Annotated in this window: 12 protein-coding genes; 8 read left to right on the plus strand and 4 right to left on the minus strand. The window is 30.5% G+C overall.

Going from position 1 to position 15,605, the window contains the following annotated elements:
• From GQS58_RS04355 to GQS58_RS04390, 8 genes are all read left to right on the plus strand, one after another.
• On the plus strand, positions 1-449 hold a 449-nt coding region (locus GQS58_RS04355; RefSeq protein ID WP_166383260.1), incomplete at its 5' end, for a hypothetical protein.
• Between the two features lie 282 nt (positions 450-731).
• The gene (locus GQS58_RS04360; RefSeq protein ID WP_166383261.1) at positions 732-1,340 is read left to right on the plus strand and encodes an RNA polymerase sigma-70 factor; all 609 of its coding nucleotides are present in this window, start codon (positions 732-734) and stop codon (positions 1,338-1,340) included.
• Positions 1,341-1,546: 206 nt separating this feature from the next.
• A complete protein-coding gene (locus GQS58_RS04365; protein WP_166383263.1) occupies positions 1,547-2,653 on the plus strand; it encodes a FecR family protein in 1,107 nt (368 codons plus the stop codon).
• A 1-nt stretch (position 2,654) separates the two neighbouring features.
• Positions 2,655-6,011 carry a SusC/RagA family TonB-linked outer membrane protein gene (locus GQS58_RS04370; RefSeq protein ID WP_166383265.1) on the plus strand — a complete coding sequence of 1,119 codons (3,357 nt, stop codon included), beginning with the start codon at positions 2,655-2,657 and terminating at the stop codon, positions 6,009-6,011.
• 4 nt (positions 6,012-6,015) lie between these two features.
• Positions 6,016-7,485 carry a RagB/SusD family nutrient uptake outer membrane protein gene (locus GQS58_RS04375; protein ID WP_166383267.1) on the plus strand — a complete coding sequence of 490 codons (1,470 nt, stop codon included), beginning with the start codon at positions 6,016-6,018 and terminating at the stop codon, positions 7,483-7,485.
• Entirely contained in the window at positions 7,472-8,950 is a 1,479-nt protein-coding gene (locus GQS58_RS04380) for a hypothetical protein (protein ID WP_166383269.1), read from the plus strand. The genes GQS58_RS04375 and GQS58_RS04380 overlap by 14 nt, the downstream gene beginning before the upstream one ends.
• Positions 8,951-8,958: 8 nt before the next feature.
• Positions 8,959-10,104 carry a cytochrome-c peroxidase gene (locus GQS58_RS04385; RefSeq protein ID WP_166383271.1) on the plus strand — a complete coding sequence of 382 codons (1,146 nt, stop codon included), beginning with the start codon at positions 8,959-8,961 and terminating at the stop codon, positions 10,102-10,104.
• Positions 10,105-10,132: 28 nt separating this feature from the next.
• Positions 10,133-11,581, plus strand: a complete 1,449-nt coding sequence (locus GQS58_RS04390) for a T9SS type A sorting domain-containing protein (RefSeq protein ID WP_166383273.1) — start codon at positions 10,133-10,135, stop codon at positions 11,579-11,581.
• 91 nt (positions 11,582-11,672) lie between these two features.
• Here the strand turns inward: GQS58_RS04390 and GQS58_RS04395 are convergent, their stop codons facing one another.
• The 4 genes from GQS58_RS04395 to GQS58_RS04410 are packed head-to-tail and all read right to left on the minus strand — an operon-like array spanning position 11,673 to position 15,570.
• Complete coding sequence (locus GQS58_RS04395; protein ID WP_166383275.1) at positions 11,673-12,449, minus strand: enoyl-CoA hydratase/isomerase family protein; 777 nt, start codon at positions 12,447-12,449, stop codon at positions 11,673-11,675.
• A gap of 49 nt (positions 12,450-12,498) precedes the next feature.
• Positions 12,499-13,908: a sensor histidine kinase gene (locus tag GQS58_RS04400; protein WP_166383924.1), complete on the minus strand. Its 1,410-nt coding sequence runs from the start codon at positions 13,906-13,908 to the stop codon at positions 12,499-12,501.
• Positions 13,909-13,958: 50 nt separating this feature from the next.
• A complete protein-coding gene (locus GQS58_RS04405) occupies positions 13,959-14,423 on the minus strand; it encodes a hypothetical protein (RefSeq protein WP_166383277.1) in 465 nt (154 codons plus the stop codon).
• Positions 14,424-14,466: 43 nt separating this feature from the next.
• Positions 14,467-15,570, minus strand: coding sequence for an NTP transferase domain-containing protein (locus tag GQS58_RS04410; protein WP_166383279.1), 1,104 nt, complete (start codon positions 15,568-15,570; stop codon positions 14,467-14,469).
• Positions 15,571-15,605: the final 35 nt, after the last annotated feature.

A 15,605-nucleotide genomic window follows, 5' to 3' on the forward strand; every position in this document is an offset into this window, starting at 1 on the left:
AGGGAAATGCTTTAACAATTAAAAATGAATATGGAACAACTATATATAAACAAGTATTACAAAGTTCTGGAAACTATACTAAAACTTTCGATTTAACGAATTTAGAAGATGGTATATACACAACTGAACTAGAAAAAGACTTCGAAATTTTAGTTAAAAAACTAGAAGTTAAAGATGGTTTTGTTACTTTCTATAAGAATGAAAATGAAGTAATATTTAAGCCAGTAATTAGAACAGAAGGAAATTTGGTTATGATTTCTAAAATAGCGTTTAATAATAAACCCCTAGAAGTTACTTTATATTACAACAATAGTATTATTCTTTCTGAAAAAGTAGCTGGAGAAGAACTTTTAAACAGAATTTACAGATTATCTAATGAAGTAAAAGGAACTTACAAGGTTATTATACATACAGATAACAGATCTTATAGAAAAAACTTCGTAATTTAAAAAATAGTAAATTTAATCATCAATCTACTGCCATACTTTGATGGTAAAAGCGAGTCTAATATAGACTCGCTTTTTTAGTTTATCATTAATTTTAGAAACAAATTACAACTACTAGAATTACCTTTATAAAATAACGTGTTAAATATAACAGCAGTACTAAAAAAAAATATTCATTATAAAAATTCATCCATTTGAAAAGGATTAACCATTATTTTTTTAAAAATTGTACTTTTACTTTTTTATCACCTATTTCAACGAAATTGGTTAATCTAGGTATTCTACATGAAAGATTATAGTAAAATTGAAATACGGCATTTTAAAAACCTCCAATTAGGTAACGAGAAAGCCTTTGAATTTTTTTTTAATAAATATTACAGTCATGTTCTGGGATTTTGCATCCAATTTATTTATGATAAACCTCAATCTTCAAGTATAACTCAAGAGGCTTTTCTAAACTTATGGCTTAATAGAAGTAAGATTGAAAAAATAAACGGTATTGAATCTTTTTTATACACCTACGCCAAATCTAAATGTCTTAATGCTATTAGGCATAACAAGGTAAAAGAACGTTTTAAAAGTAAAACTTTAAACGATAAAGAACGAGCTTTAGATCTTGATGTATTAAATGCCATTAATTTTGACTCTTTAACTTTAATGGAATTAGAAAATCTTATTTCTAAATCTATTGAAGATTTACCAGAAAAAACAAGAATTATTTTCGTAAAAAAACGATTCGAAAGCAAAAAAAACCAAGAGATTGCAGATGAATTAAATATTACTTTAAAAACTGTTGAAGCTCATATGACCAAAGCTTTAAAAATTTTAAGAGTAAAACTATCCGATTACCTTCCACTTGTATTGATTGCCATAACCCTCTCTAAACACCAGTAACAATAAGCACTATTCATTTTTAAATCTTTTAAAATAATTAGTATTTAATAGCGCTTATAACAAAAAACTCAATACTTTTGCTTATTATTTTTAATTAGTCTAAATAATAATAAAATTATTTCATAGGGTTATCTAAAAATGAGGTGTACTAATTTATGTGCAACAAAAAGAACAAAACTCAAGTATTAAACCAAAACTATCTTAAAATGATTTCGAATTTAATAACGAAATACTTAAACAATCAAGCAACGGAGAAAGAAGTTGAATTGGTTTTTGAATGGATAGCAGCATCAGATGCTAACAAAAAAGAATTTATCGCCTTAAAAAAAACATGGGTACTTACTTCTATAGAATCAGAAACAAAGGAAAAAGATTGGCAATCAATTCAAAATAAAATAAAAAGCAGAAAATCATTCAACTATACAACATGGCTTAAATATGCTGCTGTAATAATCATTTTTATCACTCTTGGAAAAATTTCTTGGTCCTCCATAAACAACAAACCAAAACAAGAAAATAGTATTGTACTAGAAGTAGAAAACATAAAAGAAGCCATTAACCTGAACACTAATAAGCAGAATATTTTAGATGTTGCAGGTAAAGTTATCGCAGAGCACAACAACAATGAAATTGTCTATAAAAATGAAGCCACAACAAAAACAGTTATATACCACACTTTAAACATCCCTTTAGGTAAAACTTTTAAGGTAAAACTTTCAGACGGAACAACAGTTCACTTAAATTCTGGTACTACATTTAAATACCCTAAACAGTTTCATAAAAAGGGTAACAGACTTGTTTATTTAGAAGGTGAAGCATTTTTTGAAGTTGAAAAAGATGCAACTCGACCTTTTATAGTAAATATAGCCGATGTTGATGTAAAAGTATTAGGAACAAAATTTAATGTGAACGCGTATTCTAATAATGCAACTTATAGCTGTGTTTTAGTAGAAGGTTCTGTTACCGTATCTCATACAAATAACAACTCTTTATTAACACCTAACCAAAAAGCTAGTTGGACCAAAACAGACAAACCATTTAAACTAGAAGAGGTAAATACAGATTTATATACTTCATGGACTAAAGGCGAACTTATTTTAGACTCTGCACATTTTAGTGAAATAACTAAAAAACTAGAACGTGCTTTCAATGTTAAAATAATAAACAACAATGAGGTATTAGAATTGCAAGAATTTAGTGGAACAATCAATTTTAAAACTTCGAGTTTAGAAAACATTTTAGATCTACTAAAGTTTGATACCTATTTTGAATACACCATTAAAGACAACCAAATAATAATTAGTAGCAATTAATATGAAGCCTCTTTTTTCACCACATATCAAAACACTAATTCTCTCCTTAGGAATTCTATTGTTTTCTCAAGGTGCCTTTGCACAAACAAAAACCATTTCTATTAACATTAAAGAACAACCGCTAAGTACTGTTTTAAAAATAATAGAAGGTCAAACTTCATATCGAGTTATTTATAATGTAGCTAAAATAGATACCAATCAAAAGATTAGTTTATTTGTAACAGACAATACCTTAGAAGACGTTTTATCAAAATTACTAAAAAACACAAAGCTTACTTATGTAATTAAAAATAAGCAAATTATACTTCTAGAAAAACAGCAGGTTAAAACGAATGCTGTTAAAACTCAAAAAAATACAAGGCTTATAAAAGGAACCGTTTTTACGGCTAATAACAAACTACCTCTTCCGGGAGCAACCATATTAATTAAAGGATCTAGAATTGGTGCTATAACTAATAACGATGGTCAGTTTACGTATCTATTAAAAGGAAACGATATTAATAAAATTGTACTTGAAGTATCTTTTTTAGGTATGGAAACTAATATCAAAGTAGTAGGAAGTCAATCTCAATTCTCTTTTTATTTACAAGAATCTAGAAATTCTTTAGAAGAAATTATAATTACATCATCTTACGGAACAAAAAAACTAAGAGAAGAGGTTGTTGGTAGTATAGAAACCTTAAACTCTAAAGACATTGCTTTAGAGCAAGCATCGGAAAGTATTGATAAAATGGTGGAAGGGCAAATTGCAGGTGTCTTAATAGAAAACACTTCTGGTATTGGTGGACCCGTAAAAATTAACATTCGTGGTCAAGGAACTCTAACTCCTTTAAGTGGTGCTATTTTAGGGACCTCAACACAACCTTTAATTATTATAGATGGTGTTGTAATTGCAGAAGAAACAGGAATAGATAATACGTTTTTCGATTCTAGTGGTGCTTATTCAGAAAACCTATCTAATCCATTATCGCAAATATCACCAGAAAATATTGAAAGTTTTACCGTTTTAAAAGATGCAGCTGCGGTTAGTATTTATGGAGCAGACGGAGCAAATGGTGTTATATTAATAACTACCAAAAAAGGAAAAAAAGGAAAAGCAAAGTATAGTTTTTCTTCACAATTAGGAGTTTCTTCTGCGGTGAATCAAATTAAATATTTAAACGGAGAACAGTATTCTAATCTTAGAAATGAATATTTAAAAAATACAACGTCAAATTATACTCCCGTAGCTTATAACGGCGTAGATACAGATTGGTTTGGTTTATTAAACGGAACTGGTATTTATAACAAATACAATTTTAATGTATCTGGTGCTACAGATACCTTTTCTTACAGAACGAGTTTAACGTATTTAAATATAGACGAGCCTCAGATAGGTAATAAAACAAAACAATTAAACGCCAATATAAACTTAGGTTATACAACCGATAAATTAAACATAAACTTAACTTTAAACCCTAGTTATGGACAAAAAAATGCTCCTAACATTTATTATAGTTATGCTTTTACGCCAAATTTATCTCCTTATAATGAAGATGGTTCTTTTGCAAATGTTGGGGTTACCGGATTAGGAAACCCATTGGCTGCTATTGAACAAAATAGAAATAATACGGACAGTTATGGAATACTTGGTAGCTTAAAAGCTGCTTATCAAGCAACCAATAACTTAAGTGTTTCTTCTTTATTCGGACTTTCATATAGCGATAAAAAACAAGATAGATACTTTTCTGGAGAAAACGAAAGTGGGCAAACTAATGGAACTTTTAACCTTAATGGAACAAGTTACCCAAGCTATGGTCGTCGTTTATTAAACGAAAGAAATACCACCAAATGGAACTGGCAAACGCAAGCTAGTTATACTAAACAAATAGATGAAAACAATATAATTGATGGAATTATAGGTTTTGAATTATCTAAAGAAAAAACAGATTTTAATTATGCTTCTGGTAGAGGTTTTGTAAACCCAAATATTATTAATAACGTAACAGATGCTATGCAAGATGATAATCCTTTAACAACAATAGATGAAACTACAGGTAACCAAATTTACCAAGATGATATTAATTACAATTCTAAAGTTTCATTATTTTCTCAAGTAAACTACAACTACAAAAAACGCTATTTTATTTTAGGTAATTTTAGACGCGACCAAAGTTCTGTTTTTGGAGACGATACTAATGTTGCTTATAATGGTAGTGCGGGTTTCAGTTGGATTTTATCAAACGAAAACTTCTTAAAAACTACGAATTGGATTGATTTACTAAAACTAAAAGTAAGTTATGGTACCACTGGTAATTCTAGAATTGGTTCTTATCGATCTAAAGGTTTATATACAATTAGTGAAAACGGTTATAATAATTTTGATGATGCCTCACCTTCTTCTGCCCCAAATGGCGATTTAAGTTGGGAAAAAAACACAAAATTTAATACCGGTTTAAATTTTAACTTCTTAAACAGTATAAGCATCACTTTAGAATATTACTACGATAATATTAGCGATATAATTACCAGTAGAGATATTCCTAGAGAAAGTGGATATCCTACCGTACAATTAAATGCAGCAAGCATGTATAATACAGGGCTAGAACTTTCTACACAAATTAAATGGTTTCAAAAAGGAGATTTTAAATGGAATACTTCTTTTAATCTATCTACCTTAAAAAGTGAAGTTACAGAACTAAAAGGATTAGGAAGTAAATATTCTACTTCAGAAAATGCATTGGCTCAAAAAGTAGGGTTTAGTACCTCTACAATTTGGGGAATTCATTGGGCTGGTATAGATCCTGCAACTGGTAGAGATTTACTAGAAAAAGATGGTGAAATTTATGACGCTGTAACTTACAACAACTTATTTTCTAATGCAGATTGGGTACCAATTGGCGATTACCAATCTGATGTTTATGGTGGTTTTAGTAATACCATTGTTTATAAAAACTTAAGCTTTTCTATCCGTGGAAGTTTTCAAATTGGTGGAGATTTTCTTACTGAAGATGAACGCATCGCTAAATACAATATTACTAGCAACAGAAACCTTTCTGTAAATGCTTACGATTATTGGAGAAACCAAGGAGATGTTGCGCTACAACCCATAGTTACAAGTAACAACCTTACAATTTCTAACTTCGATAAATATATTTACGACGCAACCTCTCTAAAAATTAGTAACGTAAACTTAAATTATAATTTTCCTAAAAAGAGTTTCAATTTTATGGATGCCGTATCTGTATATGTCGACGTTTCAAACGTATTGTATTGGTATAAAGACAAAAGTATAAAGGATAGAAATGGCGTTAGAGAATTTAGGTTTACCTACCCACAAGCAAGAACGATTTCAATGGGATTAAAAGCAAAATTTTAAAACGATGATACATACAAAACAAGTTATAAAATACATATTAATCTCGCTGTTTATCGCTTTCTATAATTGCAGTGGTTTTTTAGAACAAGAACCAGGGTCTCAAACATCTATTAACGAACAACTTTCTACTAAACCGGGAGTAGTTACGGCATTAAACGGCATCTATTCTAACTTAGAGTCTAATCTGCGTAGTGAGGTTTTAGCTGTATATTCAGATTTACAATCTGGAAACCTAACATTTACACCAACAGATACAGGTAATAATATAGGTCAAATTAAAGTTCCTTTTACCATAGAAAACGCCTATTCTTTTTCTGATATTTCTATCGAAAGTAATCTTGAAAATTTCTATAATAAGAGTTATGACATTATTAACCAAACAAATTTAATCTTAGAATATGTTGATGTACTTACAGATGCTACAGAAACAGAAAAAAATCAAATAAAAGCAGAAGCTTTAACCATTAGAGCGTACACACATTTTACGCTATCGCTCCTTTATTCACAAAACTATGGTTATACTTCTGGTGCTAGCCACAAAGGAATCGTTTATAACACGACAACTTTAACAAGCGGAATAACATATCCTTCTAGAGAAAACTCTGCAAATACCTATTCTTTAATTATTACAGATTTACAAACTGCCTTAACCTATTATTCAGATGCGCTACTTTTAGACGGACCAACGTATTCTTATTTTAATACCATTAGTACTAAGGCATTATTAGCGCGCGTTTATCTTTCTAAAAACGATTTTCAAAACGCCTACGATACTGCAAATGATGTAATCTTAAATTCTGGTACTTCCTTAATTTCTTCAGATAATTTAATATCTGAATGGGAAAAAACAGACACACCTGTTTCCGAAATATTACTTGAACTCTCTGTCCCTAGAGGTAGCGGTGGCTCTGTTGGTGGTTCGTTAGCCAGTCACTTTGGTTTTACTTCTTCTTCTAATTATTCAGATTATGTGGCTTCTGCAGATTTAATAGCTATTTACGAAGACTCAGACCTCCGTAAACAACTTTTCTTAGAAGAACAATTGCCAACATTAGTTGATGAAGATTTAGAAGATGCTTCTTATTTTTTCACTAAAAAATTTCAAGACAATCCTGGTTATGTAGTTTTTAGATTAAGTGAAATGTATTTAATAAGAGCAGAAGCTTCTTTAGGTTTAAATAATTTAGAAGATTGTAAAACAGACATCAACATTATAAGAAGTAGAGCAAATGCGAGTCTTTTAGAAAACACTACAGGTTTAAAAACAGCACTGTTATTAGAACGTAGAAAAGAAATGTGTTTTGAAGGGCAATACTTTTTCGATTTAGCAAGAAATCAGCAAGACATTGTTCGTGGTGCAGATTGTATTTCACAAACATGTAGTTTAAACTACCCTTCACTAAAATTCATTTTACCAATACCACAAAGTAATATAGAACTTAACGAAAACTTAGCTCAAAATGAATCATACTAAAATAATAATCGCATTAACTATTATAGTAGGCCTCATATTTGCTTGCTCTGAAACAGAAGATAATTCAGCACTTACTATTCCTAGTTTTGTCCGTTTTAACTTTTTAACAAATAGTAATAACGAACCTTTAGTTTACCCTGAAGTTAATAGCGGTGTAATACCAATAACAACATTTAAAAACTCAAGTATAAATACCTTAAAAATACCAGTTACACTTACTTCATATACTTTAAAAGAAACTGTAACGGTAGATTATAGCGTAAGTTCTAGTGAAGATAATAATGTATTTAACATTAAACCAACCAACCAAGTTTCTTTTCAAAATAATCAATTAACAGATACTATTTATGTTGATTTTAATGAACGTTGGACAACTGAACAAAACATCGTTTTAAATTTAAAGTCGGTTTCTGATGCATCAATAAACATTGGTAATATAAACTCTGAAGCACCAAATGACACTTTTACGATTAATTTAGGCACTATTGAAACGTCTTATACTTTTCCTGAAAATAGAATTGAAATTACAGGAGAAATGGGAGAAGAAATAGACTTTGATGTAAATTTTCCGAATGGATATTTTTCTTCTGAAATAGAAAACGAAAATATTTTCAATTTTTTAAATGGATTCGATTACACCTTAACTCCTTTAAATTTAGGAAAAAATAAAACATCAATTACCTATCGTTTAACTTTAAATGAAGCCATTAATAATGATGATGTTCTTTACCAAACTATCATCACTTTAAATGATACTGAAAACTATAATGCAACAGGTAACAAAAATTTGCAAATTGTAAAACCAATTAAAACATCTCGTGATAATGCTATAAACATAGCTTCAAATTTTTATGATTTATCTAATAGTTTCCACAGAACCTACGTAGAACATTGGAACGATTTTAATGAAGATGGTATTTGTGCTTGGCAATCTACTTTTGCTTTTACGTACCCAGTTGTGGTAGATGCAACAAACCCTAATGCGGTACTTTATGATGATATGGCAACTGTAGATACCTCAGACGATATTTATCATCATGCGTTTCAAATAGGGTTCGATAGTCCAATTGCAACCACCACCACAAACTCTTTTAACCTAAAAAGATACTTTACAAATTCTGCTACAGATCGTGCCAGCTCACCAGGCTTTAATATAACACCCGCAATAGAGTTTTTTCCAGAAAACGGAACAAGCACTACAAACGGAACCATATTAGTTATCCCCCAATTTTTATCCATTTCCGGAAAAAATGGCAATAGTTATGCTTTTGCCATTTCCGGAGAAGGTACTTACCAAGAAATTAGTAATGGAATCTTTGAACTAAAATTTAAATTAAATATTACAAATGATGAAGTTTTTGGAGGTACAATTACATCAGAATATCGTTTATACAACACAAGTAATTATACAGACCCAGAAAACATAACTACTACAAACTGTGTAACAAAATCATATACTTTATAAAAATATTTATGAAAAATCAACTTCTTTTAATTTTCTCTATTTCTCTTCTTTTATTTTCTTGTACACAGAAAAAAGAAGCTAAATACAAAAACATTTCGTTTTTAAAAACAGTGTATTCTAGCGGAGATGTTTCTACATGGCCAAAACCTAATTTAGATAGCACGGTAAATAAAACAACCTTTAAAGACATTGGCGTTTTACCAAATGTTACGCACCCTAAAAGAAATCTATACAATGCAAAAAAAGCAAAATTAGGTAAGACACTTTTTTTTGACCCACGTCTTTCTTCTAGCGGACAAATAGCGTGTGCTTCTTGCCACAATCCAGAATTGGCTTGGACAGATAACTCTACTCGTTCTTTTGGACATGACAGACAAACCGGAGCAAGAAATTCTATGACTATTTTAAACTCGGGTTATGCGCACACTTTATTTTGGGACGGTCGCGCTTCTAGTTTAGAAGACCAGGCAAGGTTTCCTATTGGTGATCCTGTAGAAATGAATGAAAAACTACATATTGCAGTAGACAAAATAGCAGAGATTGAAGGTTATAAACCTTTATTTAAGGCTGCTTTTGGTAACGATACTATTTCTTTACAACGCATTCAATATGCCATTGCCACTTTTGAACGTACCGTAAAAAGTTACAAAACAAATTTCGATAAATTTATTGAAGGTGATTCTACTAAATTAACCAATCAAGAAGTTAATGGTTTGCATTTATTTAGAACAAAAGCAAGATGTATTAACTGTCATAACACTCCTTATTTTAGTGATAATCAATTCCATAATGACGGACAAACACTTTTTGGCACAAAAGACGAAGATTTTGGTCGCTATAATGTTACCAAGAATATGGCAGATATTGGTAAAATAAGAACACCAACTTTAAGAGAAGTTGCAAGAACAGGCCCATGGATGCATAACGGACATTTTCCAAGTCTTTTAGATGTGCTACAATTTTACAACCTTGGTAATCCATCTCCAATTCAAAAGAAATATTTAGGTATAGGAAGAGATTCTTTAATTCCGTATACCTCTCCTATTCTTCAAAAATTAAACTTAGATAAAAGCGAAGTTTTAGATCTATTAGCCTTTTTAGAAACATTGTCTTCAGGAAAAGGTAGAACTTTAATTCCTAATCTTCCTAATTAATATAAATCAATTTTAAACACCGTAAATTATGAGAAAAAAACTACTCTTATTCACCTCACTTATTAGTGCAATTGCCTTTAATGCACAAATTACACTTGTAAAAGAAATTAATAACAACGGAACTTCTAGTTCTAACCCTTCTAATCTTACTGTTTTAGATGGTAAAATTTTCTTTTCTGCAGACGACTCTAACGGATCTAACACACCTGGAGGTGCAGATTTAGGAAAAGAACTTTGGATAACAGATGGTAGTACAGAAGGTACAACATTTGTAAAAGACATAAAACCAGGTTCTGGTAGTGGAAATCCATTTAACTTTTTCACCTTTAACAATAAACTTTACTTTACAGCAAATGATGGAAGTACAGAACTTTGGACATCCAACGGAACAGAAGCAGGAACCACAAAAGTAGATATTATGCCAACCATAACAGGTGAAGCTCCCCAACGTTTTGCCGAACTAAACGGAATGGCTTATTTTACTGTTGGAAGTCAACCAGGTTCAGGTGCAGAAACTACAAACAAGTTAATAGAATGGGACGGTGTTAATAACGCAGTGCAAGTTGCAGATATAGGTGACGGATATGAATCTATTCTTACTAACATGGTTGTTTATAAAGATGCTCTTTACATGTACATGAATTATTCTACGCAAGACGCTACGTACGGTAACGAACTTTACAAATATACTCCTACTACAGATACTTTTACACTAATTAAAGATGTAGATGCAGGTACTGGAGATGCTAGTATTAGTAACTTTACAATACTAAATGATATCTTATATTTTGAAGCAGATAATGCTCTTTGGCAAACAGATGGAACGGAAACGGGTACAATAGCTGTAGCACCTGCTGCTTCTTTATCTGGAATAGCGAATGTATATGCTTGGAATAGTAAGTTGTTTTTTGAAGGTGATGACGGTACAACGGGAGATCAACTTTATGTACTAGACCCAGCATTAAATACAGTAACTAACATTAGCAATATTTCTGGAGACAACAAAAACCATGACCCTTCTGATTATGCTGCTTATGATGGATATTTATACTACCGAGGAGAAGATGCAAATGATACAAGCGGACATTTATTTAGAACCAATGGTACCACTATTGAGCAAATAGATAACTTAATTAAAGATATTGATGAAATTACAGTATTAAACAATATTTTATATTTTGAAGGAGATGATGGAAAATCTGGTAACGAGCTTTATAGCCTTAACCCTGCAACTTTATCTACAGAAAATGTATCTGCAGAAATTATTAAAGTGTTTCCAAATCCGGCATCAGAATATATTATGGTACCACAAAGTCTTTTAAAATCTACATATATTATTTATGATATTTCAGGAAAAAGCGTAAGTGAAGGCGTAATTTCTTCAGAAAAAATTGACTTAAATTTAAACAGTGGTTTATACATATTACAAGTACAAACCAACTTAAATACCATCACTAAAAAAATAATGGTAAAATAAATCAATTTATAAATACATAAAAAACCTCATAGTCTTACGATTATGAGGTTTTTATTTGGCCAAAATTAGACCTACTTTTTTAGTATAATCCCTACTTAAAATTCGGTTTTCTTTTATTTAAAAAAGCATCAGTACCTTCCATAAAATCATCTGTACCAAAACATTCTCCAAATTCATCTATTTCTACATCAAAACCATTAACACCATCTTCAAAACCAGCATTTACAGCCCTAATAGCAGCGCTAATAGCTACAGAAGAATTTCGTATAATTTTACTTGCAATTTTTTCTGCTAATGGCAATAACTCTTCTTGTGTTGTAACATGATTTACCAAACCGTTTTCTTTTGCCTCATCCGCAGAAATCATACCTGCTGTCATAATCATTTCCATAGCCTTTCCCTTACCAACTAATTGCGGTAAACGTTGTGTACCACCATAACCTGGTATTACACCCAAAGAAACTTCTGGCAAGCCCATTTTTGCATTATCAGATGCTATTCTAAAATGACAAGACATTGCCAACTCTAAACCACCGCCTAAAGCAAAACCATTTACGGCTGCAATAACAGGTGTAGATAAATTTGCTACATAATCGAATAAAGTATCGTGCCCAATTTTAGATAAGCGAGTTCCTTCATTTACAGAAAAATCTGCAAATTCAGAGATATCTGCGCCTGCAACAAAAGCTTTCTCTCCGCTACCTGTTAAAATAATTGCTCTAATAGTAGTATCATCTTCTAATTCTTCAAAAGCTAGATTCAATTCAATAATAGTAGCCTTATTAAGAGCATTTAATTTTTTTGGTCTATTAATCGTTATTTGAGCCAAACTATCTTTTCTCTCAATTAAAATATTCTCGAATTTCATTTTTTATAAATTTAGTTGCCTATCCTTTACATTCAAGGCAATGATTATATTAACTTTTTGGCAATACAACAGTAAAAACAGTACCTAACCCTTCTTTAGATGTAAAAGAAATAGTTCCTTTATAGGCTTCAATAATATTTCTTATCATACCTAAACCTAACCCCATTCCACTAGATTTTGTAGTAAATTTAGGTTCAAAAATTAAATCTTTTAAGTCGTCAGGAATTCCTTTTCCATTGTCAGAAACGGTAAGCTTTATATTTAGGTCATCAGAAAAAACTTTTACTTCAATTAAAGGATTTTCCTCTAAATTTACCGCCTGAATTGCATTTTTCACTAAATTAGTAATCACTCTAATTAATTGAGTTTTATCTAAATTAGCATATAACTCTTCTTCTTGCGGATAATATTTAATGTAACTTTCTGTAAAAATATCTAAAGCAAACTTTACAACACTAATTAGCTCTACCCGTTCTTTCTTTTGAGTTGGCATTTTGGCAAAATCAGAAAAAGCAGACGCTATAGAACTCATTACATCTATTTGCTGAATTAAAGTTTGGCAAAATTCATTTAACTTCTCTTTTGCCATTTCATCTGTAGGATCAAATCTTCGCTCAAAACTTTGCACTGTTAAGCGCATTGGAGTTAATGGGTTTTTTATTTCATGCGCTACTTGCTTTGCCATTTCTCGCCAAGCTTGTTCTCGCTCACTTTTGGCTAATTTAGCAGCACTTTCTCCTAACTCATCAATCATATGATTATAGGCTTCAACCAAAATCTCTATTTCTGAGCTCGCTTTGTCTAAAATAATTTTTTCATTCCGTTTATTTAAACGGGTTTGCTGCATTTTATCTGAAATTGTTTTTATAGATCTTGTAATATAACTTGATAAGAAATATGCAATTGCAATTGCAATTAAAAACATCAATATATAAACCACACCTAATCGAAACATAAATTCTCTCAACTCGTGTTCTATCTCAGAGTTATCTTGCGTAAACTGTAACTCTATAATACCTATTCTTTTAAATTTTGGATCGTGAATAAAAGAAAATGAAGATTGAAAACCCGTTCCATTTTCAACACTGGTTTTTAATATTTTATGATTAGAATTTTGCGCCAACTCTTTTAAAACATCCAAAGGAAGCGGTTTTATATCTACCTTTTCAAAAGCGTTTGCCGTAGAAGACTTTAGTAAATTTCCTTTTAAGTCGTAAAACGAGATATTTAATTTATTAATAGATGATATTTCGAAAATACGTTCTTGAAATATTTTAGCTAAATTTCCGGTATTTACAGGATAGGTAGTTTTGTTTTTAAGCTCTAATTCTATAATTTCTTTAGTGGTGGCTTCTTTACGCTCAAAACGTTGAATATTGTAGTCTTTTGTTTGTTCGTCATACTGATAAATAGTAACAACCAAGATTAATACCGATGCCAGTAACATCAATAAAATCATTGATAAAAAGATACGTATTCTTAAGGATATTTTTTTAAAACTTACCAAATCTAATCTATTTTAATTCTCTTTGTTTTCATAGTTAACAAGTCATCTAAGGTTCCATCTTCGTCCCAATCATACTTACTTGTACCGATAAAACCTTCTGTAGTTCGTTCAATCAAGTAACTCACATTCTTGTCTTTACCTCCATAATTATAAGATACTTTTAAAGAATCTCCTACTACATCCCACTTACCAATAGCTTTAGATATCTGCTCTCCCTTTGTGTTTTTAAACCAAGCAGAAAAAGTACCGTCATTATTATATTGAGATCGTGCCACTAGTTCTGGGTTATTATCAAATTTATCTTCGTAAACGTGTAAAGAATCTGTATTATTAACGGTGTACATTTCTATTTTTAGATAAGTAGTCTCCCAACTATCTACCATAAAATCTTTTGTAGAAAGTGCTGGTTCACAACTAGCAAAAAGTATTCCGAATAGAAGTATAAAAAAATAAGATTTTGTTTTCATAATAAAAATGATATTACTTCAATTAAAACATTTTAATTTACAACTAATTTAGTTCTTTTTTAGCTTCATTAAACTCTTCAGGAGTATTTATATTTCTAATATAATTATCGTCAATTTCAACAATTTCAACATCAGAATTAATTAGCATTTTACGCGGACAAGAATATCCTTGTGCCAAGTATTGTAATAAAATAGCATACGCTTTTGGCTCATAAATAGTAATTAAAGGCTCAGGAAAATCTTTTCCTTTCCCCCTAATTGCGGTAGCTGCTTTACTAGGATTTCTATGTTTTAATAATAATTTAATAAGGGCTGTATCTACAAACGGAACATCGGTTGCCAATACAAACCAAGCAGTATTTGGATCTTTCTGAAACGCAGAACAAATTCCACCAAACGGACCTAAATTGATAAATTTATCAGATATTTCATCTTCTTTTTCTGATGATTTTTGAACGGAATAAAACGTTTCTATATTGTTATTTTCTAACAATTCTTTTGCCACTTCTTTCTGTGGTTTCCCAAAATAATTCAATTCAGATTTATCTTGTCCCATTCTTGTACTTTTACCACCAACCAAAACTAGACCTTTTACGGATGCAATTTTTTCTTGAATTAAATTATGAATATGATTGGTAATTTTATCAACCTCATTAATAGTATAACACGTAATATTTTTTATCTGCGGATATTTTTCTTCTAAAAAAGGAAAATATTCTGTTTCTGATTTCAACTTAATAATAAACTGAATACGATCTAACTGATCTAATCTTTTTAAAACAGAAGCTTCTTTAGCTTCGTCTAATACTAAAATCTGTTTAGCACCTTGATAATGGTTTCCGTTGATAAAAACATAATCGAACCCAGCAAAATCTAAACGTTGCTGAAACTTATTGATATCTCCAGAAATAGTTACTTGTAAATTTCCTTGGTGATGAAACACATATTCAGACAAGTTATTTTTTACCACATCCTTGGCGTGAGAAGCATCAAAATAAGCCAATTTATAATCTGATAAATTTTGAGATACTTTATGTACCAAATCTGAAATAATACCACAATTTGTACCCAAAATTGCAATTTCATTCGGAGCAAAATTATCGTTATCTCTTCTTTCTAAATTGGTATGTTTATTGTGTTTTTTCATTTTTTTTCTCTTGAATCAGTTATATCTGTCTGTTC

The sequence above is a fragment of the Polaribacter sp. 11A2H genome (genome assembly GCF_011379025.1).
GTDB lineage: Bacteria > Bacteroidota > Bacteroidia > Flavobacteriales > Flavobacteriaceae > Polaribacter.

Coding starts and splice junctions, on each gene's coding strand:
- GQS58_RS04360 (WP_166383261.1), top strand. CDS start 732: ATGAAAGATTATAGTAAAATTGAAATACGGCATTTTAAAAACCTCCAA.
- GQS58_RS04365 (WP_166383263.1), top strand. CDS start 1,547: ATGATTTCGAATTTAATAACGAAATACTTAAACAATCAAGCAACGGAG.
- GQS58_RS04370 (WP_166383265.1), top strand. CDS start 2,655: ATGAAGCCTCTTTTTTCACCACATATCAAAACACTAATTCTCTCCTTA.
- GQS58_RS04375 (WP_166383267.1), top strand. CDS start 6,016: ATGATACATACAAAACAAGTTATAAAATACATATTAATCTCGCTGTTT.
- GQS58_RS04380 (WP_166383269.1), top strand. CDS start 7,472: ATGAATCATACTAAAATAATAATCGCATTAACTATTATAGTAGGCCTC.
- GQS58_RS04385 (WP_166383271.1), top strand. CDS start 8,959: ATGAAAAATCAACTTCTTTTAATTTTCTCTATTTCTCTTCTTTTATTT.
- GQS58_RS04390 (WP_166383273.1), top strand. CDS start 10,133: ATGAGAAAAAAACTACTCTTATTCACCTCACTTATTAGTGCAATTGCC.
- GQS58_RS04395 (WP_166383275.1), bottom strand. CDS start 12,449: ATGAAATTCGAGAATATTTTAATTGAGAGAAAAGATAGTTTGGCTCAA.
- GQS58_RS04400 (WP_166383924.1), bottom strand. CDS start 13,908: ATGATTTTATTGATGTTACTGGCATCGGTATTAATCTTGGTTGTTACT.
- GQS58_RS04405 (WP_166383277.1), bottom strand. CDS start 14,423: ATGAAAACAAAATCTTATTTTTTTATACTTCTATTCGGAATACTTTTT.
- GQS58_RS04410 (WP_166383279.1), bottom strand. CDS start 15,570: ATGAAAAAACACAATAAACATACCAATTTAGAAAGAAGAGATAACGAT.